This window comes from Mesorhizobium sp. RSR380A (assembly GCF_054719385.1).
Map to the genome: position 1 here is coordinate 2,438,220 of NZ_JBTTIB010000001.1, position 25,422 is coordinate 2,463,641.

Sequence of the window (25,422 nt, forward strand, 5' to 3'; positions counted from 1 at the left end):
CGTTGGTGCCCGCTGGGACACGCGTCATGAGAGGAAACTTGCGCCTAACATAGGGAGAGCGCCCCCCCTTGCCAAGCATAACAGCACGTCTGGGTTAAGCTTTCGCGCCATGATCAACCGGCACTGTGGCGGCCAAAGGGCAAGCCGGGACAGGCGGTGCGCCGATCAACTCGGCCACGGCCTGCGCCAACACCAGATCGAAGCACGGCAGGAAACGGGCAAAGGGCGCAACGACCGGGCTGACGGCGATTGCCGGCGCCGCCGCTACATCCCCTGCAAAACCACGGCATTCGCCGCCGCGCCACAGCGCCGGTTCCGCAGCCAGGGCGGCGCGCACAAGGCTTGGCGGCGCGCCATCCCCGGCAATCGGCGTTTTGGCGGCGGCAGCGGCGCCAAGCGGCGCGATCAACCATGCACCCGGACTGTCGTCCAATGTGATCGCCCCGGCTTCGATGTGTGGCGTGATCCGCCGGCGACCGTCCCAAAGCAGAGCGCCAGCTACCGGCGCGGAACGCGGCAGGTCGCGCGATTCACGGCGCAGGAAGATGCCGTTTCGCCTGATATCGACGACCGCCCGCGACAATGTGGCGCAAAGCCGACCGGCCCGCATTTGCTCGAACAGCGCTTCGCTGCGCGCCTGGTCCGGCAACAAGGCGGTGCCGCCCGTCGCCGCCAGCAGGACACGCAGCGCATAGACCGCGGCTCGCGTGTCGTCAGCTTCGGCAAGACCGGGATCGAGACGGATGAGACCCCTCGCCGGCCGGCTGGCAAATTCACCGATCAGGGCGGCGGCGCGGCGACCGAGTTGTTCGCGCTCGCCGGCGGCCCGCCTGGCCAGGCCGATCGCTTCGGCAAAACGCTGCCCGCTCCGGTCTTCGCCGAGCACGGCCCGGATGCGCGGGCGTTCGAAATTCGTGTCGATGTTGGTCGGATCCTCCGCCCAGCCGACATGTTCGCGCTGCAGGAAGGCGCGCAACGCCGCGCGCCGAGCGCCGAGCAGCGGCCGCGCGATCCAGGTCCGCCAGTCATAGAGGGTGGCAGGCGCCATGCCGGCGAGACCTCGGCCTGCAAGCTCTCGCCCGTCAATCCGCGCGGCTCGCATCAGGACGGTCTCGGCCTGGTCGTCGGCGGTGTGGCCGGTCACGATCACACCAATGCCTTGCGCCTGCGCTGCCTCGGCCAGCAACCGGTAGCGCGCCTCGCGCGCCGCCGCGGGCAGGCCGGCCGACGGCTTGGCGCCGGACCAGTTGAGCGTCCGGTGCGCGATGCCGCGCTCGGCACAAAGCTTTGCCACGCTGCGCGCTTCGACTGCTGCTTCCGGACGCAGGCCGTGGTCGATCGTCACCGCCAGCAGCAGGGCGGTCGGGGCGCTGCGGTCGAGGTGAGCCTTGAGGAGAAGAAGGAGGGCGGTCGAGTCGCTGCCGCCGGACACGGCCGCAAGCGCGCCGTTGGTAAAGTCGATCTGCGAAAAATTCGAAAGGTCAGGCTCGGTATCGAGCATCAGTGCATGTCGCGCAAAAGTGGTCCCGGTTCTGGGACAACACGGCAAAGACTAGCACGCCGCCAGCGCCCTCTCCTGCTTGACGCGTTCCTTGAGCGCGGCCGAAATATCGGGATAGCGCTTGCCGATCTCGCCGAAGGTGGCGCAGGCGACATCCTTCTGCTTGAGGCCGACCAGCGACACGCCAAGCTTCAGGAGCATGTCAGGCGCCTTCTTGGCCTTCGGATAGTCCTTGCTGGCGGAGAGGAAAACCTCGGCAGCGTCATGATACTTCTGCTGGCCAAGCAGCGATTCGCCAAGCCAGTAATGCGCGTCCGCCGCCTTGGCGTCCTTCGGGAAGCGGGCGATGTGGTCGCGAAAACCCTGCTCGGCGGTGCTGTAGTCGCCCGACAGGATGAACTGGTAGGAGTTGCGGTAGATCTCTTCCGGGTTGTTGGTGGCAGGCAGCGCCGCCACCACCGTGCCGTCCGACTTGCCGGTCTTAGCCCCGGCAGCCGGCGCCTCGGCGGCGGGAGCCGCACCTTCCGCCGGCGCCGCTGCCTGCGTGTTGCCGCCGGCGTCGATTACATTGCCGTTCTTGTCGACGGTAATGGTGCCGAAGGTCTTGGGCGGCGTGCCGTTGATCACCTTGCCGGGATCGCCGGTCTGCGATTCGACGATGACCTCGCCGACGCTCTGGCCGCCATCCGACTGCGCGCCGGCACCGGCCGGCGCCTGGTCTGCCGGGGCCTCGGCGACGCCGGTGCCCGCGCCACCGTCCTGCGGCGCGGCCTCCGATTTCTTCTGGGCCGGCGGCTGCCCGCTGGAGCCGCCTTCCAACTGCTGGAAGCGGAACTCGTTGTCTTCCTGCTGCTTGCGCATCTGCTCCTGCATCTGCAGGATCTGGAAGTTGAGTTCCTCGAGCTTGCCGTTCATCTGCCGGAGCTGATCTTCCAGCCCCGCGGCGGCGGTGCCGTCCTGCTGCTGCGCGATCTGTTGCTGCTCCGGCTTCTCCTTCTTGCCAAAAATGCCGAGCGTCGGCAGATGGAAGGAAAAGCCGCTATCCGCGGGTTGTCCGGTGCCGCTCGCAGAAGCCGCGAAGCCTGATACGAGCAGCAGCGCAAGCGTGCCGCTCAAGACCGATCTGAAATGCATGTGCCTCTCGCCGTGAATATCGTGAGCCTGTTCGCGCCTTCCGATCACAGTGGGACCGGCACGACGCCCTCGGCTCTTAGCAGGAGGCGAGACTTCGGCCAAATTTTGTTTCCGGGTTTGTTTCCGGGACCGAAACTGAAAAAGGCGGCCACAAGGCCGCCTTTCGCATGGAAGTGTTGCAATTATGCGACTAAGGCGCCGCCGTCTTGCCTATCAGGAGCCGGCGCCGGAGAGCGTGGTGACCGCGCGGCGATTCTGCGACCAGCAGGAGATGTCGTCGCAGACCGCGACCGGACGTTCCTTGCCGTAGGAAATCGTCTTCAATCGGCTCGCCGAGACGCCCCTGGCGACCAGGAAGTCGCGAGTGGCGGCGGCGCGGCGGGCGCCGAGAGCCAGATTGTATTCACGTGTGCCGCGTTCGTCAGCATGGCCTTCGACGACGATGGCGTACTGCTTGTACTGGTTGAGCCACTGTGCCTGCCGCGACAGCGTCGTCTGCGCATCGGCGCGGATCGCGGTCGAGTCCGTGTCGAAGAAGATGCGGTCGCCAATGTTGACTGTGAAGTCCTTCGCCGAGCCGGGCGTTGCCGCACCCGCGCCGTTGAGGCCGAGCTCTTCAGCGCTGTTCGGGGTTTTCTTCGAGGCGCAACCGGTGATGGCGAGCATTGCGATCAGGGCGATCATCGCCGGGTTTCTGGTAAGTGCTGCGATACGGCCCATGCCGCCTCTCCTTCGTATTCGAGTGATCGTATTTCGAGTGATTTCGTTGATCACCCAGTAACCACGTTTGGGTTAACCGGCATTCAAGAAATACGGTTAATGTTTGGTTTCGATCGTCCGTCCACGACCTTCAAATCCACGGTCACAGTTGGCGCGGACCCTAGGCGGAAATGCGGCCGAAACGCGACTAATGAATGGAAAAGGGGCCAAACGGGCCCCTTTTTAGCAGGTGTGGCAATTCGGCCGAACCTACTCCAGCAGCGGCGACCAGGCGGGATCCGACGCGAAATTCGCGGTCGGGATCGACTGTTCGTTGCGGCCGGTGAGATCGACGGAAACCAGTTTTGGGCCGCCGGCGGAGTCGCGGAAGAACATCAGCACGCGGCCGTTGGGCGCCCAGGTCGGTCCCTCCTGCTGGAAGCCCGAGGAGAGGATGCGCTCGCCCGAACCGTCGGTCTTCATGACGCCGATCTGGAATTCGCCGCCGGTCTGCTTGGTGAAGGCGACGAGGTCGCCGCGCGGCGACCACACCGGCGTCGAATAGACGCCGTCGCCGAACGAAATGCGGGTCTGGCCCGAGCCGTCGGCGCCCATCACATAAATCTGCGCACGGCCGCCACGATCGGAAGTGAATACCACCTTGCTGCCGTCGGGCGAATAAGAGGGCGAGGTGTCGATGGCGGTCGAGTTGGTCAGCCGGGTGGTCGAGCGGCTTCGCAGGTCCATGGCGAAGATGTTGGAATTGCCGTCATCGCGCAGCAGGCTCATGATCACCTTCTGGCCGTCGGGCGAGAAGCGCGGCGCAAAGGTCATGCCGGGAAAGTTGCCGACCAGTTCGCGCTGTCCGGTCTCGATCTGCAGCAGATAGACCCGCGGCTGGCCGCTTTCATACGACATGTAAGTGATTTCCTGCCGATTCGGCGAGAAACGCGGCGTCAGCACGATCGAGCGGCCATCGGAGAGATAGCGCACATTGGCGCCGTCCTGGTCCATGATGGCGAGCCGCTTCTTGCGCGCATTCTTGGCGCCGGATTCGTCGATGAAGACGACGCGTGTGTCGAAATAGCCCTTCTCGCCGGTGAGCTTCTCATAGATCGCATCGGCGATGATGTGGGCGACACGGCGTTGATTTGCGTCGTTGGCGAAAAACTGCTCCCCGGCTATCTGCTGGTTGCCAAAAATATCCCATAGTCGGTACTGGGCGCGGATTCGGCCGTCCGCCTCCTTGCTCACGCTGCCGGTGACCAGCGCCTGCGCATTGATCACCTTCCAGTCGTCGAAACGGGGCTGCGCATCCGGATTGGCGATCTTCTCGATGAAGGCGTTCTTGTCTATCGGTGCGAAGAGACCGGAGCGCTTCAGGTCGGCGGTGACGATCTCGGAAATCTGCGCGCCGAGCCCTCCCTGGAAATCTGGGATGGCGATCGGCATCGGTTCGACATTGCCTTTGTTGACGTTGAGCTCGAGGGTTGCTCGAGCAGGCAAGGTGACGACGGCGTTCATGCCCATCGCCATCGCGGCGACCATCAGGAGCGGCTTGAGGATGGATTTCATGTCTTCTCGCTTCTCTTGCTGATTTCTGGGTGCTCAGGCTACAGGCCAAGCATCGCTCTGGGATCGAAGTTGACGCGAACGTCGGACCAAATGTCATGCTTTCCGGCGGGCACCTGCAGGCCGGCGACATCGCATTTCTGCACAGCGCGAACCGCGCTGCTGTCGAATTGGGGGTTGCCGCTGGACTTCTCGACGGTCGGACGGCCCTCCAGCTTGCCGGAGGCATCCAGGCTGAAACGGATCACCACGGTGAAATCCTCAGAACCCTCAAGCCCAACCGGGAGGGTCCAGCAGCCACCGAGCTGTTCTTCCAATGCCCCTTGCTCGGACTTCGACAGCTTCTGGCCTTGATCCTTGTCGCCGCCTAGCGATGCCTGCTGGGTCGAGCGCTTGGCGCCGCCGCCGGATGGCTTCTGCTTGTCGAGCAAAGCCTTGATGTCAGCCTCATTGAACTGCTTGTCATCCGACTTCGGCTTCGACGAGGCTTCCTTGACCGGCTTGTCGGTGTCCTTGCGGTCCGGAGCCTTCGCGCTTTCGGCCTGCGCCGGCTGCGGCTTCGGCCGTGCTTCGGGAGCAGGAGCGGAAGTCGGAAGCTGCGCTTCTTCCAGAGGCTGCTGATCCGATATGGCTTCGGCGACCGCATCGGGCTTCACGCGTGGCTTCGGCTCTATGGCGGCGGTCGTGTCCGGCTGCGGTGTTGGTGCAGGCTCCTTCACCGGGGTCGGCTTCGGTTCAACCTGCTTCACCGGCTCGGGCTTGACCTCTTCCTTCGGCTGCGGCTCCGGCGCCACCTCCGTCGCAGGTGTCGGCTTCGGCGCTTCCTTTGGCTTCGGCGTGTCCTCGGTCTTCGGCTTTTCGGTCGGCGTCGGCGCCGGAGCAGCCGTCGCTGTTTTCTCCACCGGCTTCGGCTTGGGATCGTCCGTCACCGGCTTGTCGGTATCAACGCTGTTCTCGCCGATTTTCTGTGCATCTGGCACGATGTCGGGACGCTTGGTCGGCATCGGCGCCGGCTTTTCGTGCATTACCGCCTTCTTGTCGCCCTGCAGCGTCTGCGCAATGGCTTCCATGGGAACGATGTCGACCGCTATCGACTCGACATCCGTGGACGGCAGCGCGGCCGGCGCCGACAGGGTGAACAGGCCGAAAGCCAGTGCCACCGTATGCAGTATCACCGATGTGGTGAGGCCGGTCTTCATCGTGCGTCTACTGATCCTGTTGCTGCAGTGAAATCAGGCCGATATTCTTGTAGCCGGCGGCCTGGATGAGGGCCATGACCTCCATCGCGGCGCCATAGTTAGTCGCCTTGTCGCCGCGGATGAAGATGCGCTCTTCGTAGCCGGTCTTGGAAATCGCCTGCAGTTTGGCGACCAGCTCTTCCCTTGGGATTTCGGTCTCCTGCAGGAAAATCTTGCCGGCCGCGTCGATCGAAACGGTGATCGGCTGGGTGTCGGCGTTCATAGCCTTGGCCTTCGTCTCCGGCAGGTCGACCGGCACTCCGACCGTCAACATAGGTGCGGCGACCATGAAGATAATCAAGAGCACCAGCATCACGTCGACCATCGGCGTGACGTTGATTTCCGACATCAATGCATGGTGGCGGCCGCGCCGCCTGTGTCCGCGCCCGCCGCGTCCTGCCATGCCAACCGACATACCCATCTTCTTACCTCAGCCCTTAGGCGCTACTTTTTCATCGATTTGGCGCGAGAGTATGGCGGAGAACTCATCCGAGAACCCTTCCATCCGCACCGCGATCTTGTTCGCGTCGGATGACAGCTTGTTGTAGGCGATAACCGCCGGTATGGCGGCGAGAAGACCGATGGCCGTCGCCAGCAGCGCTTCGGCAATGCCGGGTGCAACAACCGCGAGACTGGTGTTCTTCGAACCGGCAATCGCCTGGAACGAGGTCATGATGCCGATGACGGTGCCGAACAGGCCGATGAAGGGTGCAGCCGAACCGGTGGTGGCGAGAAAGCCGAGACGGCCCTCCAGCTTCTCCATCTCGCGCGTCAACGCCAGGTCCATCGCCTTGTCGATGCGGGTCTGCAGGCCGAGCGGCGATTTGGCCCCCTTCTCGAAACTCTTCTTCCATTCGCGCATGGCGGCGACGAAGATCGCACCCATGCCCGTGGTCTTGCGGTCGGCAAGCGTGCGATAGAGCTCTTCCAGCGACTGCCCCGACCAGAACACCTGTTCGAAGCGATTGAGCGACAGACGCATGCGGGCATAACTGACCAGCTTGTCGACGATGATCGCCCAGGTCCAGACCGAGGCGCAGAGCAGACCGATCATGACCAGCTTGACCACCCAGCTGGCCTGTGTGAACAGCGCCCAAATCGACAATTGCGCTGCCGGATCGGCGAGTGCGGTAGTTTCCATGCTTCAGTCCTTAAGATTTTCCGGGCATCGCTGGCGGCTGGCCCATGGGCATCCCTTGTGGTCCGTTCGCGCTTGGCTTCCGGATTAACCCCAAAATGCACCGTTGGCGGCCTTTTCAGGGCAAATATTGGTGAAAGGAAGGCGCGCGGATTCTTCCAATCTTCACCGATCTCTTCATGAACCGTTATGGTTAAGGATGGGTTAGGAAATATGGCGCGGCGCATTGCCGCGCCAAGGGACGACGCGGACCATCCATCCACAATCGAATGCGCTGCCGATTGGCCGCCCGTTGCCGGCCGGCAGGCCTGGATATCAGCTTGCTCCTGGTAGAAAGGCCGCGATCCATTCTTTCGGAAAGCGCTTCGGCCGGCCGTTCTCGCCAATGATCGCCGCCTCGACCTTTGCTTCGACCAGAACCTCTGTCCCGCGTTTCAATTGCTGCGCCATGACGATGCGGGCGCCGGAAATATCCTGCGTTGATGTGTCGATGGTCAGGATGTCGTCCATGCGGGCAGGCGAGCGGAAGTCGATCTCCATGCGCCGCACCACCCAGACGATCCGTTCGCCGTGCTTGCCTTCGTGAAGTTCTGTGTGGTGGACGCCCGCCAGCCTGAGATAGTCCGAGCGCCCGCGCTCGAAGAATTCGAGATAGCGCGCATGGTAGACGACGCCGGAAAAATCGGTGTCGGCATAATAGACTCGCGCCATCAGCCGATGGCCGAATTCCGTCAAGGCTCCGGAAAGCCCGGCAGCAAGCGCCGCCGATTCACCATGATCGTCCATCGCGCTTTCCTTTTTGCCCCCGGCGGGGCACCTGTCTTGCCAAAATCACCAGCGCAGCAAACCGGATGGCACTGTTGACGGCGATGATCAAGACCTTGATGGCAGCGCTGCTGGTGCTGGCGGCGTCTGCGCTTCCCGGTCAGGCCGCGACCTTTTCGATGAAGCGCGGCCTCAACCTCGACCAGTGGACGACCTGGGTCGGGGAAGACAAATGGAACGACCGACAAGCCATCCTGCCCTATCCGGAATGGCGCAAGTTCCTCGACGAGGGTGACCTCAAGGCGCTGAAGGCCGCCGGTTTCGACTTTCTGCGCATGCCGGTCGACCCCTCGCCGTTTATGTCGGACCAGACGCTGGCGCTGCGCGACGACCTCTATGCCAGCGTGCGAGACTCGGCGCGCATGATCAACCGGGCCGGTCTGAAAGTGATCGTCGACATGCACCTGATCCCGGCCGGCGGCGGCCGCGAGATCGGCATGGGCCAGGTGATGGACGATCCCGCAACCTTCGAGGCCTATGTCGAGGTCGTCCGCAAAATGGCGCGCACGCTTGCCACTGAGGACCCGGCGCAGGTCGCTTTCGAGCCGATGAACGAGCCTATCGTCGACTGCGACAGCGAGGGCACCAGCCTGTGGCCGGAGCGTCAGCAAAAGCTGTTCGCGGCCGCGCGCGCCTCGGCCACCAGGCTGACGCTGATCCTGACCGGCGCCTGTTATTCCAGTGCGGCTTCGCTGGTCAGGATCGACCCAAAGTCGATCCCCGACGACAACATCATCTGGACCTTCCACTCCTACGACCCGTTCCTGCTGACGCATCAGGGCGCGACCTGGGCCGGCGATTTCATTCTCTATGTTACCGGCCTGCCCTATCCGCTGACCGCGGTGCCGCGCGCCGAGCTCGATGCGACGCTGGATGCGATCCGCGCCAAGATAAAAGCCGAGGCGCCACGGACCAGACGGAACGGCCTGCTCGCCTATCTCGATGAACAAGTCGCCAGCATGGACACGGACGAAAAGCTGCTCGGCGTCATGGATGCGCCGTTCGAAAAGGTCGAGGCCTGGGCGAAGGCCAACGCCATCAAGCCGGAAAACATCACGCTGGGCGAGTTCGGCATGATCCGCCAGGAATATGGCAATCCCTATGTGATGCCGCCCAAATACCGCGCGGCCTATGTCAAGGACATGATCGCGCGCGCCGAGGCGCATGGCTTCTCATGGTCGGTGTGGAGTTTTGGCGGCGCCTTCGGCATCGTCGACGCTTTCAACGGCGAAAAGGCCGAACCCGCCGTGATGGATGCGATCCGCTCGCTCCATTAGCCCTAGGGCATGTCGAGATTCAGGTCAGGCCGAGTCGAAAATGAGGGGTCCGAAAACCGGAACGGAGCGGACTTTGGTCCGTGACTACCGGAAGCGCAGGAACACCTCATTTGCAGGCCGGCATCACCTGAATACCGGCATGCCCTAACCGAGGTCGATCTGCAGGATCTCCGGCCGCATGCCAAAGCGCACCGGCGCGATGCTGAAGCCGAGTCCGCCTGACACGATCAAATTGCGGTCATTCTCGACGACATGGCCATAGGCAAAGCGGTTGCCGAAGCGGGACGGCACCACCGGTGAATAGCCGAACAGCCTGACCTGCCCGCCATGTGTGTGGCCCGACAGCGTCAGCGAAACCCGCCACGGCACTTTCGGGAAAATGTCAGGCTCATGCGCAAGCAGGATGATCGGTGCCTGGTCGGTGATCTTGGCCAGCGTGCCGTCGAGATCGTCCAGGCCTTCAAATCTGTCGCGGCCTGCGGCCTTGTTCGGTAACAGTGCCAGCTGGTCGGCGAGCCCGGCGATCCAGAAGCCGTATCCATCCTTTTGCAGGCGCACGGCGTCGTTCTCCAGAACCGAGATGCCGGATTCCTCCAATGCCTTGCGCGCCACAGTCCCCGCTCCGGCCTGCTGCGCGAAAGGATCGTGCCACCAGTCGTGATTGCCGAGGATCGACAGCACACCAAGCGGCGCCTTCAGTCCTGACAAGGCCGGCGCCCATTCATGGGCCTCCACCCGGTTCGTCACCAGGGACATGCCTGAGAAATAGTCGCCGAGCAGTACGATCAGATCGGGCTTCAGCACGTTCGCATCTTCGACGAGCGAAGCGATCCGCTCAGGCGTCATCCAGGGACGGCAGGCGTGAATATCGGCAAGTGCTACTACGCGCAGCTTGAGATCTGCAGGCCAATGCGGCGGCGTCAGCTGGTAGCGCTTCACATGCGTCAACAGCATCGGCTCGATGCCGACCGCATAGGCACTGAGCGAAGCCAGCGAGAGGAACGAACCTCCGGCGAATTTCAGGAACCCGCGTCTGGTGATCACTTTTCTGGCTCCGACCTTGATCGGAGCAGTTCGCGCCGACATTGCGACGCCCGATACAATCGAGGAATGCGCCTTCACGCTGGCAGGTTTGAGGAGATTCTGCACAGAAATCCGTTCCGAAGAACAAATGTCCGTTACTCTTCCTGGAACAGGTTGATCTGCTGCTGTGCCAGATCCTTTGGCGCGTCGAGGCCGAGATGGCGCCAGGCGTTGGCGGTCAGCACGCGGCCGCGTGGCGTGCGTTGGATGAAACCCTGCTGGATCAGATAGGGCTCGATAATGTCCTCGATGGCGTCGCGCGGCTCGGAGAGGCCGGCGGCGATGGTTTCGATGCCGACCGGCCCACCACCGAAATTGCGCGCGATCATCGAGAGATAGCGGCGGTCGAGTGCGTCGAGGCCGAGCGCGTCGACCTCGAGCCGGGTGAGAGCTTCGTCGGCAATCTGCTTGTCGACGTGGCCGTCGCCGGCGACGGAGGCGAAATCGCGCACGCGGCGCAGCAGCCGGCCGGCGATGCGCGGCGTGCCGCGGGCGCGACGTGCGATCTCCAGCGCGCCATCGTCGCCAAGCGGCATTTGCAGGATGCGGGCGCCGCGCCGCACGATCTGCTCCAGTTCCTCGACAGAATAGAAATTGAGCCGCACCGGAATGCCGAAACGGTCGCGCAGCGGGTTGGTCAAAAGGCCGAGCCTGGTGGTGGCGGCGACGAGCGTGAAGCGGGCAAGATCGATCTTGACCGAGCGTGCCGCCGGACCTTCGCCGATGATCAGGTCGAGCTGGAAATCCTCCATCGCCGGGTAAAGGATCTCCTCGACTGCCGGATTGAGCCGGTGGATCTCATCGATGAACAGCACATCGCGGTCTTCGAGATTGGTGAGAAGTGCGGCGAGATCGCCGGCCTTGGCGATCACCGGACCGGAGGTCGAGCGGAAATTGACGCCGAGCTCGCGCGCCATGATCTGCGCCAGCGTTGTCTTGCCAAGCCCCGGCGGCCCGACGAACAGCACATGGTCAAGCGCCTCGCTGCGGCCCTTGGCGGCCTCGATGAAGACTTTGAGATTGGCCCGCACTGCGGCCTGGCCGACGAAATCGGCGAGCGTCTGCGGCCGCAAGGTCTGCTCAGCATCCTCGCCGCGCTTTTCCGGGGCAATGAGGCGGGGTGAAAGGCTCATGCGGCCTTCCTCGCACAGGGCAAAGGACCGGACAAGCAATCACTCACCGCGCCAGTTCCTTCAGCCCGAAACGAATGAGCTTCGAGGCATCGGCGTCCTCGCCGGCCGTCTTCAGCGCCGCCGCGACAGCATTGGCTGCTGTGTCGCGCGAATAGCCGAGATTGACCAGCGCCGAGACGGCGTCGGTAATCGGCGCCGGCGCCACGCCTTCGCCGAGCTCCTGCTTAAGGCCGATGGTGCCGGAGGCGGTTCCGGCATAGGCCGGCGCCTTGTTCTTCAACTCGGTGACGATGCGCTCGGCCACCTTCTTGCCGACGCCGGGCGCGCGGCTGACCATGGCGATGTCGCGCAGCGCGATCGCATTGGCGAGGTCTGCCGGCGCCAGCGTCGACAGGATGGCCAGCGCCACCTTGGCGCCGACGCCTTGCACATTGCTCATCAACAGCCGAAACCATTCGCGCTCAAGCACCGACTGGAAACCGTAGAGCCGGATCATGTCCTCGCGCACATAGGTCTCGATGAACAGCACCACCGCCTCGCCGGGCGAAGGCAGCGCGGCCAGCGTGCGCGCCGAGCAATAGGCGACATAGCCGACGCCGTGCACATCGACGAGGCAGAAATCCTCCTCGATCTCGTCCAGCGTGCCTTTCAATTTGCCGATCATGCGTGATCCCTCATGCCAGCGCCATCCTGTAGGCGACGCTTTGCCGGTGATGCGCGTGGCAGATGGCGATAGCCAACGCGTCTGCGGCATGTTCGGTGTCGAAAACGGCTTTCGGCAACAGCACCTTTACCATCATGTGGATCTGCTTCTTGTCGCCATGGCCAACGCCGATCACCGCCTTTTTGACGGCATTGGGGGCATATTCGGCCACAACAAGGCCGGCGCGCGCCGGCACCAGCATGGCTATGCCGCGCGCCTGGCCGAGCTTCAGTGTCGCCACCGCATCCTTGTTGACGAAGGTTTGCTCGACGGCCGCTTCCTGGGGCATGGCCGCATGCAGGATCTCGGCCAGCCCGTCATGCAATTGGCAGAGCCGTGTCGCCAGCGCCGCCTTGTCGTCGGAGCGTACAGTGCCGGAGCTGATAAAGCGCAGCGAGTTGCCGAGGCTCTCGACGATGCCCCAGCCGGTGCGCCTCAGCCCCGGATCGATACCGATAATGCGAATCGCTTCCCTCATGCGCGAAGTCTACCTCCGGCGCACAGCGATGTCAGCGAAATGTGAACAAACCGGAAACGGAGGCGTTTAACCTCGAGCGAAAGCCGTGTTCAGCAGCGTGATCTGGTCGGAAACCGGATTGGCGCGGCGGGCGGCGGCAGGCGTCTCGGCAAACGCGCCGCCATAGATCTCTTCGTCCATGCGGCGCACCAGCGCCTGCAGGCGCAGCGAGCGGGTGACGAGGTCGAGGAAATCCTTCGGCAGTTCGCCCCAGCCGACCGCTTCGTCATGCGCCGAGGCGGTGTCGAGACGCACCTTGGATTTTTCCGAAGCGACCTGGTCGCGGGTCATCTCGCCGGAATTTGCCGCCCGCTGCAAAAGCAGCCAGGAGGCGACTTGCATCAACCTTGTGGTCAGCCGCATCGATTCGGCCGCATAGAGCGTCGCCGCCAGCCTGGACAGCTTCTTGGCCTCGGCCCGGCCCTTGCCGTCAAGATACTCGGCTGCCTGTTCGACCAGGCCCATGCCTTCCTGGTAGAGCGGTTTGAAGGATTGGGAGAAAACCCGGCGTTCCGCCAGCTTGATGGTTTTCGCGATGCCCTTCGAAGGCTCGTTCATCGATACGCCCCTGCACTGCCCCGTCGGCTGATTCGGCTTCTCGCCGTCACGCCGGCACCCTAGATGACTGAAGCTTGAAAATGCGCTTCGCCGCCGGCGAAGGCAAGCACATGTTTAACAAACGGTTAACGCCTGCGCAGGGGCGCCAAGCGGACCAAAAGCAGACAAAAAAAGAGCCGCGGATAAGGCGGCTCTCAGGAGTTTAACAGGGAGGCGTCAAACGAAGTGGCTCCAACCACTCGGTAAGAATCCAGATCACTGGATGGACATAGTAAACACCTGTAAAGCTTAATGAACCCTTAACGGCGCGGATATTTCTTGATCGACCGCTGCCCTTCTGTGCCGTATCAGCACAACGGTGCCCTAAGCCTGATCGTCGGCTTGTTCATGCCTTCTTCCACACAGCCGGCAAGGAAATGAAGGCGAACAGCAGCATTGCCGCATAAAACCCCATCGAGGAGGAAGCCAGCACCGGCTCGATCTCCGGATGGCCGGCAAGTTCAAAGTAAAGCCCAATCATCAGTGCGATGCCGCAGATTGCCGTCAGCCAGAAATGCACGACGGCAATCGTCTTTTGCCCGACCGCTGGAAACAGGTGGTAGAAGAAGGCAAACACCGCCGACATCAGCCAGCCCGCCACCATGGTGTGCGCGTGGGTCGGCATCTGCCCATGGTCATTGGAGATCGCCATATGCAGGCCGAGCGCCATGCCGCACAGGGAATAGATGACGGCCAGGGTGAAGAAATTTCGTGCTACGCCTTGCATGGGATACCCTCGTTGGTTGTTGCAGACTTGGTCCGACCGCGCGCGGCCAAAATGGAGCGTCGGTCGCGAGCGGCTTAGTCCCCGCAGGTTTCAGGATCATGCCGCGAAACCAGCCAATGCCGACACGGCGTCTATCCGGCAAATGCCGGGTATTGTGCGGGCTGGCGGTAAAATCCGGCGACGGCGCCACCGCAACAAGCCGGCACCCACGCGGCATCTTCTGGATACATGTACGGAGATAATCCGCCCTCCTTCGGAAGCAGACGCGCGAAAGCAGCGTTTACCCCCGGAACGATGCACAAGGAGCGGCAATGGACTGGTATTCTCTCTTCAAATTCCTGCATGTCATGGCAGCGATCCTCTGGCTCGGCGGCGGTTTCGCCATGCTGCTGGTTTCGATACTCGCCGATCGCGACGGCGACGACGAGACGCTGATGGTCATGCTGAGAACGACGGACAAACTCGGCTTGCGTCTGTTCGTGCCGGCGTCTATCGCGACCCTGGCTTCTGGTCTGGTGCTGACTTCGCTATGGACCGGCTTCTCCGACCTTTGGGTCGTCATCGGCCTTTGCGGCTACGCCGCCGCGTTTCTGACCGGTATCCTCGTGCTGAAGCCTTCGTTCGAAAAGCTTGCCACAATGCTTGCCGCGGACGGCATGACCCCGGCTGCCATAGCGTTTGGGCGCCGCATGATACGGATCGTCAAGTTCGATTTCGTCATCATGATCGTCGTCGTCGCCGACATGGTGCTGAAGCCGACCGCGCACGACATCGCCACTCTCGGCGCCATGGCGGTCGTGGTCGTTGGTGGTGCATCGCTGACCTTTGCGAGCGCCCCGCGAACCAAACCGGCAGCCGCCTGAGCGGGATTTAGAGCAGGCCGGCGATCCCGTCCCAAAGCAGCTTGACCGCGACCACGGCCACGGTCGCGTAGGTGAAGGGATAAAAAATCTCCGGCCGCATGCGCCGCACCAGCCAGGCGCCGGCGATGGTGGCCAGCGGCGCCAGCGGCATCAGCACGGCCGACGCCGTCAGGTTGGCGGTGTCGAACTGGCCAAGCGCGAAGTAGGGGATCAGCTTCAGCGCGTTGGTGGCGGCAAAGAAGATCGCCGATGTCCCTGACAGCACCTTCGGATCGAGCCGGATCGGCAGCGCATAGACCTGGAAGGGGGGCCCGCCGACATGGGCGACGAAGCTGGTGAAGCCGGCGACGGTGCCCCAGAAGGCGGCGGCGATGCGGTTGGGCGCCGCCGCATGGTCGGAACCGTGGCGGAACTGGAGATAGAGCCAGCGCAGCACGAAGATCAGCGCGACAGCGCCGACGATCAGCCGCACCATCTCTTCGGTGACGAGCGCTGCCGTCAGCCAGCCGAGCCCAATGCCGATCACCGCGCCCGGCATCATGTCGACCAGCATCTTTCTGTCATACACACCCCACCACGTCCACACCGAAACGATGTCCATCAGGCACAGGATCGGCAGCAGGATGGCCGCCGCCTGCACCGGCGGCATGGCCAGCGCCATCAAAGGCACGCCAACGAAGCCGACAGCGCCGCCGAAGCCGCCTTTCGACAGCCCGACAAGTATCACCGCCGGAATGGCGGCGGCATAAAACCACGGATCGGCGAGCAGACCTGACATGAACTGGAAATGCTGGAGGGAAGACGGTTGCCCTGCAATAGCCCAGAAACCCTTGCGCCGCGACCGGGAAAATGCCGGCCGTGTCGATCAACTGTGCGTAAAGCGACGGTTCCGGATTTACGGCAAGATCGCCGCCGATGCATAAGGGCGCCGTCCGATGCATCAGGTTTTGGCCCCAGGTTTTGGCCCCAGGTTTTGACCCCAGGTTTTGACCCCAGGTTTTTGACCCCAGGTTTTTGACAATGAGCGAACCCCACATCCGCCGCGCCGAAGCGGCCGACCTGCCTGCCATCGTAGCCATGCTCGCCGACGATCCGCTTGGCCGCAGCCGCGAGGATGCGACCGAGCCACTCGCCAAGGCCTATCGCGACGCCTTTGCCGCCATCGACGCCGACCCCAACCAGTTTCTTGCCGTGATGACGGATAGCGGCCGCGTCATCGGCACGTTGCAGATCAGCTATCTCGCCGGGCTGTCGCTGCAGGGCGCCTTGCGCGGCCAGATCGAGGCTGTGCGCGTCGTCGCAGACCGCCGCGGCGAACGGCTGGGACAGCGTCTGCTGGAATGGGCGATCGAACAGTGCCGTGAACGCGGCTGCAAGATTATCCAGCTGACCACCAACAAGAGCCGCCAGGACGCGCATCGCTTCTATGACCGGCTCGGCTTCAAGGCCAGCCACATCGGTTACAAATTGGAGCTTTAGTTCAGCGGTGGAGGACGGCGCCGGATCGGCTGCGCCTTGATGATGGCGGTGCTGGTTTCCGCCTTGTCGGCGATGCGGTCGAGAAGCTTGTCGAGCTCGCCGATGGAGCGCACGTAGAGCCGGGCCACGAAACAGTCGTCGCCGGTGACCTTGTCGCATTCGCCGAATTCCGGGATCTCCTCGATCAGCTTCTGCACGATGTGCAGCTTGCCCGGCAGTGGCCGCACCCGCACGATCGCCTGCAACGGAAACCCCAGCGCCTCCGGGTCGATCTCGATGGTGAAGGCGCGGATGACGCCGCGTTCCTCGAGCCGCCGCAGTCGTTCCGAGACGCTCGGCGATGACAGCCCGACCTGCTGCGCCAGATCCTTCAACGAAGTCCGCGAATCCAGGATCAGGATGTCGAGAAGCTTTCTATCCAACTCGTCCAGCATTTTCATCTCCTCGCAAAAGGGCAGCGCGCGCCTTATTAAATAAGGTCCTGCCCCCATATCACCTTTCATAGGGTATATAAACCCTCAAGACGGCATGAGATTATGGCCTCAACAGATAGAGGTATTGTCATGGACAACACGGTACGCGGCACGATCGAGATGACGGCGGCGATGACGATTGTCGGCACGATCGGCTGGTTTGTCGTCATGTCGGGCCAGCCCGTTATGGACGTGGTGTTCTGGCGCTGCGCCTTCGGCGCGGTGGCGCTGCTGATCACCTGCGCGGCACTCGGGCTGCTGCGCGGCAGGCTGACGCTGCGCATTGTTGCCATCGCCGCTCTTGGCGGCGCGGCTATCGTCATCAACTGGCTGTTGCTGTTCAGCGCCTTCTCCCGCGCCTCGATCTCGATTGCCACGGCGGTCTACAACACGCAGCCCTTCATGCTGGTCGGCTTCGGCGCGCTGTTCTTCGGCGAGCGGCTGACACTGGCCAAGCTGACCTGGCTCGGCATCGCCTTCGCCGGCATGCTGCTAATCGTGCAGACAGGGCCCGATGCGGGTGTCGGTTCCGGCATAACCGGCACAGATTATGTCATCGGCATCGTCATGGCGCTCGGAGCGGCCTTCTTCTGGGCTGTCGCGGCAATCGTCGCCAAGAAGCTCAAGGGCACCCCGCCGCATCTGATCGCGCTGATCCAGGTCTGCGTCGGCGTCGTCATGCTGGCGCCCTTTGCCAACCTCTCGCATTTGCCCGCCGATGCCTGGAGCTGGGCCATGCTGGCCACGCTTGGCGTCGTTCACACCGGCCTGGTGTACATATTGATGTACGCCGCCATCCAGAAACTGCCGACGCATCTGCAGGGGTCGCTGTCCTTCATCTATCCTGTCGTTGCGATCCTGGTCGATGTGATGGCCTCCGGCCACCGGCTGCATCCGGCCCAGTTCGTCGGCGCAGCCGCCATCCTGATCGCCGCCGCCGGCATGAATCTCGGCTGGACTTTGTGGAGGGCCAAATCGCCGGCCGAAAGCCCGCAAGCCGTCAAATGAGCCGCAGAGCGTCGGCTCGCCGGCGATCGTAAACCAAAGCCATCGCATCGATCCCCGCCCGCCTGTTCAAGGCGGGCGCTTTGTTCTATGCCGCAATGCAACCATCTTCGCCCGGCATAGGCGAAACCCGGGATCGAAAGCCATGAACGACGCAACACCCCCCAACCGCTGCCGCATCGTGCTGATCGCACCCAAGGACGCTCCGGCCGAGCGCATTGCGGCTGCCTTCGACGGCGGTGATATCGCTTCCCTGATCGTGCCTGAGAACGGCATGGACGAGGCTGCCTTCCAGGCCTTCGCAGAACAGATCGTACCGGCCGCGCAAGCGGCCGGCATCGCCGTCATCATCGCCGGCGATACCCGCATTGCCGGCCGTGTCCAGGCCGACGGCATTCATGTCGAGGTTTCCAAGGACGCGCTCGCCGAGACCATCGAACACTTCCAGGGCAAGATGATGGTCGGCGCCGGTGGCGCCAAGACGCGCGACGACGCGCTGGAACTCGGCGAAACCAGGCCCGACTACATCTTCTTCGGCCGCTTCGGCTACGACAACAAGCCGGAACCGCATCCGCGCAACCTGTCGCTCGGGCAATGGTGGGCGGACGTGATTGAGATCCCTTGCATCGTCATGGCCGGTTCCGCCATCGCTTCGGTAGAAGCGGTGGCCGCCACTGGCGCCGAGTTCGTGGCGCTGTCCAGCGCCGTCTTGGCCGAAGGCGCCGATCCGAAGGCGGCGATTGCCGCCGCCAATGCGCTGCTCGACCAAACCGCGCCGCGCTTCGAGGGCTGACGTGCGCCGACATGGACTTCCTCTCGCGGTTCTCGTTGCGGCCTTGATGAGCGGGGCAGCGATCGCGGCGGAGACCGTTCCGCTGCCGCAGCCGAGGCCGGACACCAGCGCGCCCGCCCTCAGCGTGCCGGATGCGATCGCTCCCGATGCGGGTGCTCCAAAAGCCGGTGCCACGGATTCCGGCGTCCATATCGACAAGCCGATCGACACCCCGCTGCCGCAGCCGGCGACAACCGCGCCGCTGCCGTCGGCCGACGCGATCAACCCGGAGCGTTTCGGCGCCAAGCCGGCGGACCCCGCCTATGGCGCTTTCCAGCGCGGTCTTTACAAGACCGCCTACAATCTGGCGCTGGTGCGGGCCAAGAATGGCGACCCGGCGGCGCAAACGCTGGTGGCCGAGATTCTGTCGCGCGGGCTGGGCGTACCGCTTAATCCCGCAGAGGCGGCCAAATGGTACGCGCAGGCCGCCGAGCAGGGAATTCCTGAATCGCAGTTCCAGTATGCGCTGATGCTGCTCGACGGCCGCTACGTCAAGAAGGACGAAAAGGGAGCCTATGCGCTGATGCAGGCCGCCGCCGAGGCCGGCAACCGGCTGGCGCAGTTCAACTTCGCGCAATTGCTCGTGCAGCAGGATCCTGGCGATGCCGGCATCGCCAGGGCTGTGCCCTATTATGAGCGTGCCGCGGCGACAGGGCTTGCCGACGCCCAGTATGCGATGGCGCAGGTCTATGCCAATGGCGTCGGCGGCAAGACGCGAGACGATGCAAAGGCGCGCAGCTTGCTGGCACAGGCTGCCAGGCAGAACTACGACACCGCGCAGATCGATCTTGCCGCCTGGATGATCGAGGGCCGCGGCGGTGTTCGCGACCTGAAATCCGGCTTCAACTGGATGAAGCAGGCAGCTGAAGGCGGCAATGTCGCTGCCCAGAACCGGTTGGCAAAGCTCTATATGGGCGGCATCGGCACCGACCCCGACCTGATCCTGGCTGGGGCCTGGTATGTGGTCGCCCGCCGCGCCGGCCTTATCGATCCGGAGATGGACGATTTCCTGCAAGGGCTGACCGACGACCAGACAAAGCAAGCCTTGCAGAAGGCCAACCGCCTGCCCTGACACGCAACGTCACTGTGTATGATCGAGCACGACCTTGCCGAAGGGAGAGCCGTGTTCGAGATGGCGAAAGGCCTGCGCTGCCTCTGCCCATGGGAAGACCCGGTCGATCACCGGCCGCAGCCGATTGACGGCGAGCGCCTGGTTCATCGCTTCGAAGGACTCGCGCGAGCCGACCGGTATGCCGCGTGCTTTCACCTGGCGTCGGAAGATGTCGAGCGGATTGATCACCCCTTCGCTGCCGCCGAGATAGCCGATGACATTGATCTGGGCGCCACGCGCCGACGCCTTGAGCGAATGCGCGAAACTCTGGGGACCACCGACTTCGATGATGTGGTCCGCGCCACGGCCATCGGTCAGCGCCAGCACGGCCGACGACCAGTCCGGATTGTCGCGGTAGTTGATGCCGTGATGCGCGCCAAGCCCCTTCGCCCGGGCAAGCTTCGCATCGCTGCTCGACGTAACAATGACGCGCGCGCCGGCCGCCCTTGCGAACTGCACGGCAAACAGCGACACGCCGCCGGTGCCGAGGCTGAGCACGGTTTCGCCTGGCTTGAGCTTGCCCTCGGTGAACAACGCATGCCAGGCAGTGACCGCGGCGCAAGGCAACGTCGCCGCCTCGACATCGCTGAGCTGCGCCGGGGCGATGACCGCCGCCTGTTCGTCCAGCCGGGCGAATTCGCTTAGCAGCCCATCGATGGGGCCACCGCGCTGGTATGAGGGTTCGGCCATGGCGAAGCTGCCGCCGACCCATCGCTGCCAGAACGTGCCGCAGACCCGGTCGCAAACCTTGAAGCGGCTGACCTCGGGGCCAACCGCAACGACCTCGCCGACGCCGTCGGAAAGCGGCACCAGCGGCAAGGGGAATGTCGTGTGATAGCTGCCGCGCGCGATCTCGACATCGCGGTAGTTGAGCGCCGTCGCCTTGACGCGGACGATCATCTCCTGACGGCCGGGTTCCGGCGTTGACCGTTCGACCATCATGAGATTGTCGATGCCGCCTGGGCTCTGCAGTTCGATTGCCTTCATTGTCATTGTCCTTCCGTTTGAAAGGAAAATCGCTTGCCAGGCGGTGGATTTCAAATTCATAATGTTCAGAATGATTATGCTTGCAAAACATCGTTCTGACTATGCTTGAGGAATTGCGCACGCTCGCCCTGTTTGCCGAGGAGGGCTCGATCCAGAAGGTCGCCCGGCGCCTGCCGCTGACGCAGCCGGCTGTGACCCGGCAAATCCACCGGCTGGAGGACATGCTTGGCACGACGCTGCTCGACCGCCGGCAAAAGCCGCCGCGACTGACGCCGACGGGGCTGGAAGTGCTGGCGCGCGGCCGCGATATCATCGCTTCCGTAGAAGCGCTGAAATCCTTCGCCGGAAAGACCGAGCCGGAAGGACTGTTCCGCCTGGGTCTCGCCCATGGCCTCTCGGACCGCGACATAGCGGGGGCCATCGCCAACGCCGCGGCGGCGTTCCCGAAAGTGTCGCTACGGCTCAAGACCGGCTGGAGCGCCGAACTGATCGATCAATTCGAACGCGGCGAGCTCGATGTGACGATTGTTCTGCGATCGTCGGATAAGCCAGGTCCGGAAGCGCTTGGCACTGAACGTCTTGGCGTCATAGCTGCGTCCACCGTCGCCGATCCGGAAGACGGTGGCCGGACACCCATGCCGTGGGTGCTTAGTCCGGCCCCTTGCGACGCGCGCCAGAAACTCATGTCCGTTCTGGTCGGCGGAAGGCGTTGTTTCGAGATCGCGGCGGAGATACAGGATCCGGCCTTGCAGATGGAATGGGTCCGTCGGGGGCACGGCCTTGGGCTAGTGCCGTTGCGTCTTGCAAGGCGCGGACTTCCCGACGGCCTCATGCTGGTCAACACGGAAGATGTCGACCTTTCCTTGCAGGTCGCCGCACTTCGTTCGCCTCATCTCAACCGGCTGACTGAGGCTGCGGATGCCATAGTCGAGGCCGTCGGCAAAGTCATTGCAGCCCAGGTTTGAGGCTACCAGCCCTTGTCGGGCGATCTGGCATCCCTTGCCTCTCCTGCCGATTTGTGGTCTTGGGGGCCCGAAATCGCTTGTCCAGCGACCATCCCCATACCAACGGCCAAGCCGTTGGTAGCATCCCGGATCAATCTCATCATGGCCAAGATCAATGGCAACGAAATCCGTCCCGGCTATGTCATCGAGCACGATGGCGGCCTTTGGGTGGCGGTCAGGACCAACACCGTCAAGCCCGGCAAGGGCGGTGCCTACAACCAGGTCGAACTGAAGAACCTGATCAACGGCACCAAGCTCAACGAGCGCTTCCGCTCGGCCGAGACCGTCGAGCAGATCCGGCTCGACCTGAAGGATTTTTCCTTCCTCTACGCCCAGGACGACGCGCTGGTGTTCATGGACACGCAGAGCTACGAGCAGCTCGAGCTGGCGAAGGATTTCGTCGGCGACCGCGCCGCCTTCCTGCAGGACGGCATGATGGTGACGGTCCAGCTCTATGAGGACAGGCCGATCGGCATTTCGCTGCCCGACCAGGTGACGCTGACCATCACCGAGGCCGACCCGGTGGTGAAGGGCCAGACGGCCGCGTCCTCGTACAAGCCGGCGGTCCTGGAAAACGGCATCCGCGTGCTGGTGCCGCCATTCATCGGCGCCGGCGAACGCATCGTCGTCGACACCAACGAACTCACCTACATGCGCCGCGCAGACTGACACGTAGGCAGGAACAGATACGATGGCACGCTCCGCACTTCTCAATGTCATGGTCCAGGCCGCCATGAAGGCCGGCCGCTCGCTGTCGCGCGACTTCGGCGAGGTGCAGAACCTGCAGGTGTCGATGAAGGGACCGGGCGACTATGTCAGCCAAGCCGACCGCAAGGCCGAGGACATCCTGTTTGCCGAACTGTCGAAGGCACGGCCGGGCTATGCCTTCCTGATGGAAGAGCGCGGCATGATCGCAGGGGACGACGACCAGCACCGTTGGATCGTCGACCCGCTCGACGGCACCACCAATTTCCTGCACGGCATTCCGATCTTTTCCATCTCGATCGCGCTGGAGCGACAGGGCCAGTTGGTCGCCGCCGTCATCTACAATCCGGCAATGGATGAGCTCTACACCGCCGAGCGCGGCGGCGGCGCCTTCATGAACGATCGCCGGCTGCGCGTTGCCGGCCGCAGCAAGCTCACCGACTGCGTCATCGGCTGCGGCGTGCCGCATCTCGGCCGCGGCCAGCACGGCAATTTCCTCGTCGAGTTGCGCAATGTGATGGCCGAGGTCTCGGGCGTGCGCCGCCTGGGTTCCGCCGCGCTCGATCTCGCTTATGTCGCCGCAGGCCGCATGGACGGCTTTTGGGAAACCGGCCTGTCGGCCTGGGACATTGCCGCCGGCCTGCTGCTGATCCGCGAGGCCGGTGGCTTCGTCTCCGACATGGATGGCGGCCAGGATATGCTCGAGGGGGGTTCGCTCGTCGCTGGCAACGAGGTCATCCAGCGCGCGCTGCTCAAGGCCGTGAAGAAGCCGCTTTCGGCGCGCTGATCACTTGGCATGCCGGCGCGGCGCGCTGAAGCGCCGCAGTCGCAAAACCGCAATCAAAGCTTGAAATACTGCCCGGCGGCCGCCCAGATAAGGGTGACGCAGGATCTTTTATGACGAGCATACCTTCACTATCCTCGCGAGAAGCGCAGCCAGACCAGCCAATTGAAATCCCTTTTGTCGGGCGTTGGCACTATTCGCGTGCGGAGATGATCGCCGATGGCATCGTCCACGCGGTCGGCATCGTGCTGGCGATAGCCGCCGGCTCGGCGTTGCTGGCGCTGGCCGCCTTCCATGCCGGTCCCGGCGAATACATCGCCGCCGCCTTCTTCGTGGTGTCGCTGCTGACTGTGCTGTCGATTTCGCTGACCTACAATCTGTGGCCGGTGACGTCGCCGGCGAAGTGGATCTTGCGGCGCTTCGATCATGCGGCGATCTATCTCCTGATCGCCGCGACCTACACGCCCTTTCTGGCCCAGCTCGACGGCTCGCCGCTGGCGCTGCCGATGATTGTCCTTGTCTGGACCGCTGCTTTGACCGGCATTGCCATGAAAGTGTTCCTGCCCGGCCGCTTCGATCGTCTGGCCATTGTCTTCTATCTCGCCACCGGTGGAGCGGCGTCGTCCTGGTCAAGCCGCTGGTGGCGACGTTGCCGACGACCTCGATCGCGCTGATTGTCGCCGGCGGCATCGTGTACTCCTGCGGCGTTATCTTCTTCGCCTGGAAACGCCTGCGCTTTCACAATGCCCTCTGGCACGGCTTTGTCGTCACCGGCGCCGGGCTGCATCTTGCCGCCATCGTCGACTGCCTGGTCGTCAACCGCCTCTGAACGGCGTGGTGCGGCCCGACAGTCGGGCAATATTGCCAAGCGCCATTCAATTTGGTCACAATTCCGTTTAGAGTCGCGAATTACGTGATCGGCGGCACTGGAGCGGTTCCAGGGAAGTGTGAGCGGCTTCCCGTTCGGAGTTGCGTCAAGGCAAATAGAGCATCGGAAACGGGGCACGGATGGCTTTTCTCAGATCCTTCGGCGTGGGCAGGCGTTCTGATGTCCTGATGTACGATCCGCACAAACTGTCGAGCCCGCAGGTCTTCCTCCTGACCATGGTCATCTTCCTGGTCATCGTCGCCTTCATCGCCGCCATCCTCACCCGCCAGATCTCGACCGCTTTCGGGAGCAATCCCGGCCTCAATGGCCTCATCGTCGGCGTCCTTGTGGTCGGCATCCTGCTCGCCTTCGCCCAGGTCGGACGACTGTTTCGCGAAGTGCGCTGGGTCAATTCCTTCCGCGCCGGTTCCGAAACCACCGAGCCGGTGCTGCTGGCGCCGATGAAGGCGATGATCGGCCGCTCCTCGACGGTCGCCTTCTCGACGTCTTCGATGCGCACCATGCTGGATTCGATCGCCACCCGCCTCGACGAAAGCCGCGACACCTCGCGCTATCTCGTCGGGTTGCTGGTGTTCCTCGGTCTGCTCGGCACCTTCTGGGGCCTGCTCAACACCATCGGCTCGATCCGCGAAACCATCGAATCGCTCGATCCCGGCACCGGCGACGCCGCCGCGGTGCTCGATTCGCTGAAGCAGGGGCTGTCGGCACCGCTGGCCGGCATGGGCACGGCCTTTTCGTCCTCGCTGTTCGGTCTTTCCGGGTCGCTGGTGCTAGGCTTCCTCGACCTGCAGGCCGGCCGCGCCCAGACCCGTTTCTATACCGAGCTGGAAAACTGGCTCTCCTCGGTCACCGATCTCTCCTCCGACATCGCCGTCGCCGACCCGGCCAAGACTGAATCCTCCGACGAGATCCGGGTCCTGTCGGAACGGCTGCGCAGCATGCAGGAAAGCGGCGGCGGCTCCAATCCGCGCGTCGCCACCGCCATGGCCAATCTCGCCGACGGCATTTCCGGCCTGGTCAAGAACATGCGCTCCGAGCAGCAGATCATGCGCGACTGGGTCGAGGCCCAGTCGGACGAGCAGAAGGCGATGCGCAACACGCTGGAAAAGATCGCCGACGCGCTGAAGAAACCCGGGGTCCACTAGC

General features: G+C 63.4%; 27 protein-coding genes and 1 pseudogene. 11 read left to right on the plus strand and 17 right to left on the minus strand.

Features of this window, described 5'->3' with window-relative positions:
• Positions 1 to 94: 94 nt before the first annotated feature.
• The 8 genes from tilS to ybgC all read right to left on the minus strand — a co-directional run bounded on the left by tilS (position 95) and on the right by ybgC (position 8,068).
• A complete protein-coding gene (tilS, locus tag ACYG9Z_RS11785; RefSeq protein WP_460222817.1) occupies positions 95 to 1,501 on the minus strand; it encodes a tRNA lysidine(34) synthetase TilS in 1,407 nt (468 codons plus the stop codon).
• A gap of 51 nt (positions 1,502 to 1,552) precedes the next feature.
• On the minus strand, positions 1,553 to 2,635 hold the full coding sequence (gene ybgF / locus ACYG9Z_RS11790; RefSeq protein ID WP_023726183.1) for a tol-pal system protein YbgF: 1,083 nt from the start codon (positions 2,633 to 2,635) through the stop codon (positions 1,553 to 1,555).
• A gap of 213 nt (positions 2,636 to 2,848) precedes the next feature.
• Positions 2,849 to 3,355, minus strand: a complete 507-nt coding sequence (gene pal, locus ACYG9Z_RS11795; RefSeq protein WP_027050585.1) for a peptidoglycan-associated lipoprotein Pal — start codon at positions 3,353 to 3,355, stop codon at positions 2,849 to 2,851.
• A gap of 249 nt (positions 3,356 to 3,604) precedes the next feature.
• The gene (tolB, locus tag ACYG9Z_RS11800; RefSeq protein WP_023673841.1) at positions 3,605 to 4,909 is read right to left on the minus strand and encodes a Tol-Pal system beta propeller repeat protein TolB; all 1,305 of its coding nucleotides are present in this window, start codon (positions 4,907 to 4,909) and stop codon (positions 3,605 to 3,607) included.
• Between the two features lie 38 nt (positions 4,910 to 4,947).
• Complete coding sequence (locus tag ACYG9Z_RS11805; RefSeq protein WP_023700291.1) at positions 4,948 to 6,105, minus strand: energy transducer TonB family protein; 1,158 nt, start codon at positions 6,103 to 6,105, stop codon at positions 4,948 to 4,950.
• 7 nt (positions 6,106 to 6,112) lie between these two features.
• A complete protein-coding gene (tolR, locus tag ACYG9Z_RS11810) occupies positions 6,113 to 6,565 on the minus strand; it encodes a protein TolR (protein ID WP_023673843.1) in 453 nt (150 codons plus the stop codon).
• Positions 6,566 to 6,574: 9 nt separating this feature from the next.
• Positions 6,575 to 7,285: a protein TolQ gene (tolQ, locus tag ACYG9Z_RS11815; protein WP_023673844.1), complete on the minus strand. Its 711-nt coding sequence runs from the start codon at positions 7,283 to 7,285 to the stop codon at positions 6,575 to 6,577.
• A 312-nt stretch (positions 7,286 to 7,597) separates the two neighbouring features.
• Positions 7,598 to 8,068 (minus strand): tol-pal system-associated acyl-CoA thioesterase, encoded by a 471-nt coding sequence (gene ybgC, locus ACYG9Z_RS11820; RefSeq protein WP_023700290.1) that lies wholly within the window; start codon positions 8,066 to 8,068, stop codon positions 7,598 to 7,600.
• Between the two features lie 65 nt (positions 8,069 to 8,133).
• On the opposite strand from ybgC, the gene ACYG9Z_RS11825 reads away from it, so the two are divergent.
• Positions 8,134 to 9,384 carry a glycoside hydrolase family 5 protein gene (locus tag ACYG9Z_RS11825; protein ID WP_023700289.1) on the plus strand — a complete coding sequence of 417 codons (1,251 nt, stop codon included), beginning with the start codon at positions 8,134 to 8,136 and terminating at the stop codon, positions 9,382 to 9,384.
• 144 nt (positions 9,385 to 9,528) lie between these two features.
• Here the strand turns inward: ACYG9Z_RS11825 and ACYG9Z_RS11830 are convergent, their stop codons facing one another.
• The 6 genes from ACYG9Z_RS11830 to ACYG9Z_RS11855 all read right to left on the minus strand — a co-directional run bounded on the left by ACYG9Z_RS11830 (position 9,529) and on the right by ACYG9Z_RS11855 (position 14,144).
• The gene (locus ACYG9Z_RS11830) at positions 9,529 to 10,428 is read right to left on the minus strand and encodes a metallophosphoesterase (RefSeq protein ID WP_023726179.1); all 900 of its coding nucleotides are present in this window, start codon (positions 10,426 to 10,428) and stop codon (positions 9,529 to 9,531) included.
• 134 nt (positions 10,429 to 10,562) lie between these two features.
• Positions 10,563 to 11,600 (minus strand): Holliday junction branch migration DNA helicase RuvB, encoded by a 1,038-nt coding sequence (ruvB, locus tag ACYG9Z_RS11835; RefSeq protein ID WP_023700287.1) that lies wholly within the window; start codon positions 11,598 to 11,600, stop codon positions 10,563 to 10,565.
• Positions 11,601 to 11,643: 43 nt separating this feature from the next.
• Entirely contained in the window at positions 11,644 to 12,264 is a 621-nt protein-coding gene (ruvA, locus tag ACYG9Z_RS11840; protein ID WP_023668770.1) for a Holliday junction branch migration protein RuvA, read from the minus strand.
• Positions 12,265 to 12,274: 10 nt separating this feature from the next.
• Entirely contained in the window at positions 12,275 to 12,781 is a 507-nt protein-coding gene (gene ruvC, locus ACYG9Z_RS11845) for a crossover junction endodeoxyribonuclease RuvC (RefSeq protein ID WP_023668769.1), read from the minus strand.
• A 66-nt stretch (positions 12,782 to 12,847) separates the two neighbouring features.
• Positions 12,848 to 13,378: a protease adaptor protein RcdA gene (gene rcdA / locus ACYG9Z_RS11850; protein ID WP_023668768.1), complete on the minus strand. Its 531-nt coding sequence runs from the start codon at positions 13,376 to 13,378 to the stop codon at positions 12,848 to 12,850.
• 385 nt (positions 13,379 to 13,763) lie between these two features.
• The gene (locus ACYG9Z_RS11855) at positions 13,764 to 14,144 is read right to left on the minus strand and encodes a hypothetical protein (RefSeq protein WP_023668767.1); all 381 of its coding nucleotides are present in this window, start codon (positions 14,142 to 14,144) and stop codon (positions 13,764 to 13,766) included.
• A gap of 311 nt (positions 14,145 to 14,455) precedes the next feature.
• On the opposite strand from ACYG9Z_RS11855, the gene ACYG9Z_RS11860 reads away from it, so the two are divergent.
• A complete protein-coding gene (locus tag ACYG9Z_RS11860) occupies positions 14,456 to 15,007 on the plus strand; it encodes a DUF2269 family protein (protein ID WP_023694595.1) in 552 nt (183 codons plus the stop codon).
• A gap of 7 nt (positions 15,008 to 15,014) precedes the next feature.
• Here ACYG9Z_RS11860 and ACYG9Z_RS11865 read toward each other — a convergent pair whose 3' ends face one another.
• Complete coding sequence (locus ACYG9Z_RS11865) at positions 15,015 to 15,785, minus strand: sulfite exporter TauE/SafE family protein (RefSeq protein ID WP_023668765.1); 771 nt, start codon at positions 15,783 to 15,785, stop codon at positions 15,015 to 15,017.
• 242 nt (positions 15,786 to 16,027) lie between these two features.
• Between ACYG9Z_RS11865 and ACYG9Z_RS11870 the strand changes: the two genes are divergently transcribed.
• Positions 16,028 to 16,486 (plus strand): GNAT family N-acetyltransferase, encoded by a 459-nt coding sequence (locus ACYG9Z_RS11870; RefSeq protein WP_023668764.1) that lies wholly within the window; start codon positions 16,028 to 16,030, stop codon positions 16,484 to 16,486.
• Here the strand turns inward: ACYG9Z_RS11870 and ACYG9Z_RS11875 are convergent.
• Positions 16,483 to 16,920, minus strand: a complete 438-nt coding sequence (locus tag ACYG9Z_RS11875; protein ID WP_023704892.1) for an Lrp/AsnC family transcriptional regulator — start codon at positions 16,918 to 16,920, stop codon at positions 16,483 to 16,485. The two genes, ACYG9Z_RS11870 and ACYG9Z_RS11875, sit on opposite strands and share 4 nt — an antisense overlap.
• A 129-nt stretch (positions 16,921 to 17,049) precedes the next feature.
• Between ACYG9Z_RS11875 and ACYG9Z_RS11880 the strand changes: the two genes are divergently transcribed.
• From ACYG9Z_RS11880 to ACYG9Z_RS11890, 3 genes are all read left to right on the plus strand, one after another.
• Positions 17,050 to 17,967, plus strand: a complete 918-nt coding sequence (locus ACYG9Z_RS11880; RefSeq protein WP_023752620.1) for a DMT family transporter — start codon at positions 17,050 to 17,052, stop codon at positions 17,965 to 17,967.
• Between the two features lie 142 nt (positions 17,968 to 18,109).
• Positions 18,110 to 18,757: a thiamine phosphate synthase gene (locus tag ACYG9Z_RS11885; RefSeq protein WP_023752621.1), complete on the plus strand. Its 648-nt coding sequence runs from the start codon at positions 18,110 to 18,112 to the stop codon at positions 18,755 to 18,757.
• A 46-nt stretch (positions 18,758 to 18,803) separates the two neighbouring features.
• Positions 18,804 to 19,868: a tetratricopeptide repeat protein gene (locus ACYG9Z_RS11890; RefSeq protein WP_198020730.1), complete on the plus strand. Its 1,065-nt coding sequence runs from the start codon at positions 18,804 to 18,806 to the stop codon at positions 19,866 to 19,868.
• Between the two features lie 9 nt (positions 19,869 to 19,877).
• Here ACYG9Z_RS11890 and ACYG9Z_RS11895 read toward each other — a convergent pair whose 3' ends face one another.
• Positions 19,878 to 20,894 (minus strand): zinc-dependent alcohol dehydrogenase family protein, encoded by a 1,017-nt coding sequence (locus tag ACYG9Z_RS11895; protein WP_023752623.1) that lies wholly within the window; start codon positions 20,892 to 20,894, stop codon positions 19,878 to 19,880.
• Positions 20,895 to 20,974: 80 nt separating this feature from the next.
• On the opposite strand from ACYG9Z_RS11895, the gene ACYG9Z_RS11900 reads away from it, so the two are divergent.
• The 5 genes and pseudogenes from ACYG9Z_RS11900 (at position 20,975) to ACYG9Z_RS11920 (ending at position 25,421) form a co-directional block, all read left to right on the plus strand.
• Positions 20,975 to 21,859 carry a LysR family transcriptional regulator gene (locus ACYG9Z_RS11900; protein ID WP_023752624.1) on the plus strand — a complete coding sequence of 295 codons (885 nt, stop codon included), beginning with the start codon at positions 20,975 to 20,977 and terminating at the stop codon, positions 21,857 to 21,859.
• Positions 21,860 to 22,000: 141 nt separating this feature from the next.
• Positions 22,001 to 22,567 (plus strand): elongation factor P, encoded by a 567-nt coding sequence (efp, locus tag ACYG9Z_RS11905; RefSeq protein ID WP_023668757.1) that lies wholly within the window; start codon positions 22,001 to 22,003, stop codon positions 22,565 to 22,567.
• Positions 22,568 to 22,589: 22 nt separating this feature from the next.
• Positions 22,590 to 23,390 carry an inositol monophosphatase family protein gene (locus ACYG9Z_RS11910; RefSeq protein ID WP_023742238.1) on the plus strand — a complete coding sequence of 267 codons (801 nt, stop codon included), beginning with the start codon at positions 22,590 to 22,592 and terminating at the stop codon, positions 23,388 to 23,390.
• Between the two features lie 110 nt (positions 23,391 to 23,500).
• A pseudogene (trhA, locus tag ACYG9Z_RS11915) lies at positions 23,501 to 24,216 on the plus strand (PAQR family membrane homeostasis protein TrhA).
• Positions 24,217 to 24,395: 179 nt separating this feature from the next.
• Entirely contained in the window at positions 24,396 to 25,421 is a 1,026-nt protein-coding gene (locus tag ACYG9Z_RS11920; protein ID WP_023668754.1) for a MotA/TolQ/ExbB proton channel family protein, read from the plus strand.
• Position 25,422 lies beyond the last annotated feature (1 nt).

Bases quoted from the DNA above. Each gene is read 5' to 3' on its own strand.
- tilS (WP_460222817.1), bottom strand. From the start codon at position 1,501: ATGCTCGATACCGAGCCTGACCTTTCGAATTTTTCGCAGATCGACTTT.
- ybgF (WP_023726183.1), bottom strand. From the start codon at position 2,635: ATGCATTTCAGATCGGTCTTGAGCGGCACGCTTGCGCTGCTGCTCGTA.
- pal (WP_027050585.1), bottom strand. From the start codon at position 3,355: ATGGGCCGTATCGCAGCACTTACCAGAAACCCGGCGATGATCGCCCTG.
- tolB (WP_023673841.1), bottom strand. From the start codon at position 4,909: ATGAAATCCATCCTCAAGCCGCTCCTGATGGTCGCCGCGATGGCGATG.
- ACYG9Z_RS11805 (WP_023700291.1), bottom strand. From the start codon at position 6,105: ATGAAGACCGGCCTCACCACATCGGTGATACTGCATACGGTGGCACTG.
- tolR (WP_023673843.1), bottom strand. From the start codon at position 6,565: ATGGGTATGTCGGTTGGCATGGCAGGACGCGGCGGGCGCGGACACAGG.
- tolQ (WP_023673844.1), bottom strand. From the start codon at position 7,285: ATGGAAACTACCGCACTCGCCGATCCGGCAGCGCAATTGTCGATTTGG.
- ybgC (WP_023700290.1), bottom strand. From the start codon at position 8,068: ATGGACGATCATGGTGAATCGGCGGCGCTTGCTGCCGGGCTTTCCGGA.
- ACYG9Z_RS11825 (WP_023700289.1), top strand. From the start codon at position 8,134: ATGGCACTGTTGACGGCGATGATCAAGACCTTGATGGCAGCGCTGCTG.
- ruvB (WP_023700287.1), bottom strand. From the start codon at position 11,600: ATGAGCCTTTCACCCCGCCTCATTGCCCCGGAAAAGCGCGGCGAGGAT.
- ruvA (WP_023668770.1), bottom strand. From the start codon at position 12,264: ATGATCGGCAAATTGAAAGGCACGCTGGACGAGATCGAGGAGGATTTC.
- ruvC (WP_023668769.1), bottom strand. From the start codon at position 12,781: ATGAGGGAAGCGATTCGCATTATCGGTATCGATCCGGGGCTGAGGCGC.
- rcdA (WP_023668768.1), bottom strand. From the start codon at position 13,378: ATGAACGAGCCTTCGAAGGGCATCGCGAAAACCATCAAGCTGGCGGAA.
- ACYG9Z_RS11855 (WP_023668767.1), bottom strand. From the start codon at position 14,144: ATGCAAGGCGTAGCACGAAATTTCTTCACCCTGGCCGTCATCTATTCC.
- ACYG9Z_RS11860 (WP_023694595.1), top strand. From the start codon at position 14,456: ATGGACTGGTATTCTCTCTTCAAATTCCTGCATGTCATGGCAGCGATC.
- ACYG9Z_RS11865 (WP_023668765.1), bottom strand. From the start codon at position 15,785: ATGTCAGGTCTGCTCGCCGATCCGTGGTTTTATGCCGCCGCCATTCCG.
- ACYG9Z_RS11870 (WP_023668764.1), top strand. From the start codon at position 16,028: ATGAGCGAACCCCACATCCGCCGCGCCGAAGCGGCCGACCTGCCTGCC.
- ACYG9Z_RS11875 (WP_023704892.1), bottom strand. From the start codon at position 16,920: ATGCTGGACGAGTTGGATAGAAAGCTTCTCGACATCCTGATCCTGGAT.
- ACYG9Z_RS11880 (WP_023752620.1), top strand. From the start codon at position 17,050: ATGGACAACACGGTACGCGGCACGATCGAGATGACGGCGGCGATGACG.
- ACYG9Z_RS11885 (WP_023752621.1), top strand. From the start codon at position 18,110: ATGAACGACGCAACACCCCCCAACCGCTGCCGCATCGTGCTGATCGCA.
- ACYG9Z_RS11890 (WP_198020730.1), top strand. From the start codon at position 18,804: ATGAGCGGGGCAGCGATCGCGGCGGAGACCGTTCCGCTGCCGCAGCCG.
- ACYG9Z_RS11895 (WP_023752623.1), bottom strand. From the start codon at position 20,894: ATGAAGGCAATCGAACTGCAGAGCCCAGGCGGCATCGACAATCTCATG.
- efp (WP_023668757.1), top strand. From the start codon at position 22,001: ATGGCCAAGATCAATGGCAACGAAATCCGTCCCGGCTATGTCATCGAG.
- ACYG9Z_RS11910 (WP_023742238.1), top strand. From the start codon at position 22,590: ATGGCACGCTCCGCACTTCTCAATGTCATGGTCCAGGCCGCCATGAAG.
- ACYG9Z_RS11920 (WP_023668754.1), top strand. From the start codon at position 24,396: ATGGCTTTTCTCAGATCCTTCGGCGTGGGCAGGCGTTCTGATGTCCTG.